The organism is Microcystis sp. LE19-8.1F (genome assembly GCF_027531715.1).
Lineage (GTDB): Bacteria > Cyanobacteriota > Cyanobacteriia > Cyanobacteriales > Microcystaceae > Microcystis > Microcystis wesenbergii_A.
Genome location: NZ_JAPZSO010000186.1, coordinates 1 through 1,952, shown reverse-complemented (window position 1 = coordinate 1,952; position 1,952 = coordinate 1). Strand labels below are relative to the sequence as shown.

2 protein-coding genes are annotated in these 1,952 nt (G+C 45.9%); both read right to left on the bottom strand.

Features of this window, described 5'->3' with window-relative positions:
• Nucleotides 1-447, bottom strand: a 447-nt coding sequence (locus tag O9334_RS17540; RefSeq protein WP_288001489.1) for a Uma2 family endonuclease, incomplete at its 3' end; no start/stop codon positions are given.
• A 43-nt stretch (nucleotides 448-490) separates the two neighbouring features.
• Entirely contained in the window at nucleotides 491-1,837 is a 1,347-nt protein-coding gene (gene accC / locus O9334_RS17535) for an acetyl-CoA carboxylase biotin carboxylase subunit (protein ID WP_002734953.1), read from the bottom strand.
• Nucleotides 1,838-1,952 lie beyond the last annotated feature (115 nt).

Below are 1,952 nucleotides of genomic sequence, written 5' to 3'. Positions count from 1 at the left end.
TCTATTGATTAACCAACCTAAACGAGTCCCATTATCTAAATATTCCTGCATTTTTTTCCTAGCCGTTTCTATGTTGTCCCTAGGAGACATTAATTCAATGACAAAATCGGGAGATAGAGGTAAAAATCTTTCCTTTTGTTGCGGGGTTAAAGCTTGCCATTTATCTAAAGGTATCCAAGCAGCATCGGGAGAGCGATCGGCCCCATTCGGTAGTTTAAATCCTCCAGAAGAATCAAAAACTACACCTAATTTATTTAGGTTATTCCATAACCATAATTGGGCAGTGATTCCAGCGTTAGAATTACTGGTTTCTCCTCCAGTCGGTGGCATAATAATTAAATCTCCTTTTGGGTTGCGTTCCAAGCGCAAATCTCGGTTATCCTGACAAAGTTGAAAGAACTGTTCATCGCTGAGTTGAAACGAGTTAAATTTAACTTCTACTGTCATTATTATCCCCAACCTACTCTCGTCTAAAATTCATGGTAACGCCCTAGGGCAAGAGATGTTCTTGGATGAAATTAGTGTAAACATCTCCGGCTAAAAAGGCGGGAGTTTCCAATATTTTACGATGGAAATCAATAGTTGTCGGTACTCCCGTGATCGCACATTCCCGCAGGGCGCGTTTCATGCGTTTAATCGCAGTTTCGCGATTTTCTCCCCAGACAATTAACTTACCAATTAGGGAATCGTAATAGGGGGGGATTTCGTAATCGGTGTAAACGTGGGAATCCATGCGGACACCCGGACCACCGGGGGGCAGATAACCGCTAATTTTGCCGGGGTGAGGGCGAAAATTGTGATCGGGATCCTCGGCATTAATGCGACACTCGATCGAATGTCCTCTAAATATCACCTGATCTTGCTTAATTTGCAGTTTTTCGCCCTGTGCCACCAGAATTTGTTCTCGGATCAGGTCTATCCCCGTGATCATCTCCGTGACGGGGTGTTCCACCTGAATACGGGTGTTCATTTCCATGAAGTAAAAATTACCGTGTTTATCGACTAAAAATTCCACGGTTCCCACCCCGACGTAATTAATCGATTTAGCGGCTTTAACGGCGGCATTACCCATTTTTGAGCGTAAATGGGGCGTTAAGAAGGGGCTGGGTGCTTCTTCTAGCAGTTTTTGGTGTCGTCGCTGAATCGAACAGTCTCTTTCTCCTAAATGGATTACGTTACCGTGACTATCGGCCAAAATCTGAAACTCGATATGTCGGGGACATTCGATAAATTTTTCTAGATATACTCCCGAATTGCCAAAAGCCGCTTCTGCTTCCCCTTGGGCGGCTTTTAACATATTACCTAGTTCATCTGCACTCTTGACAAGACGCATTCCACGCCCTCCACCCCCCGCAGTGGCTTTAATCAGGACAGGATAACCGATGTCATCAGCGATACGCTTTGCTTCCGCTTCCGAGGTAATTAAACCACCACTGCCGGGGATAGTGGGAACTCCCGCTTTTTGCATGGTTTTTTTAGCGGTGGATTTATCGCCCATAGCCAGAATAGCACTGGGAGACGGACCGATAAAAGTTAACTGATGATCGGCACAAATTTCGGCAAAGCGGGCGTTTTCTGCCAAAAAACCGTAACCGGGATGGATGGCCGTGGCGTTGCGTGTTAGGGCAGCCGAGATGATATTAGGGATATTTAAGTAACTTTTGCTGCTCGGAGGCGGACCAATACAAACACTCTCATCGGCCAATTGAACATGAAGGGCATGGCGATCGATGGTAGAGTGGACGGCAACGGTTCTAATGCCCAATTCTTCGCAACTATGAAGGATTCTTAAGGCGATTTCCCCGCGATTGGCGATTAATATCTTGGCAAACTGCATTGGACGACCACGAGATCAAACTGGTGTGATAGGCGACTATTTAGTAGAATATCTGGTTTTGTTACCTTGGGGAAATCGGGAAGTGGGGAAGTGGGGTGTGGGGTGTGGGGTGTGG

Excerpts from the sequence above, each read along its gene's own strand:
- accC (WP_002734953.1), bottom strand. The coding sequence starts at position 1,837 with ATGCAGTTTGCCAAGATATTAATCGCCAATCGCGGGGAAATCGCCTTA.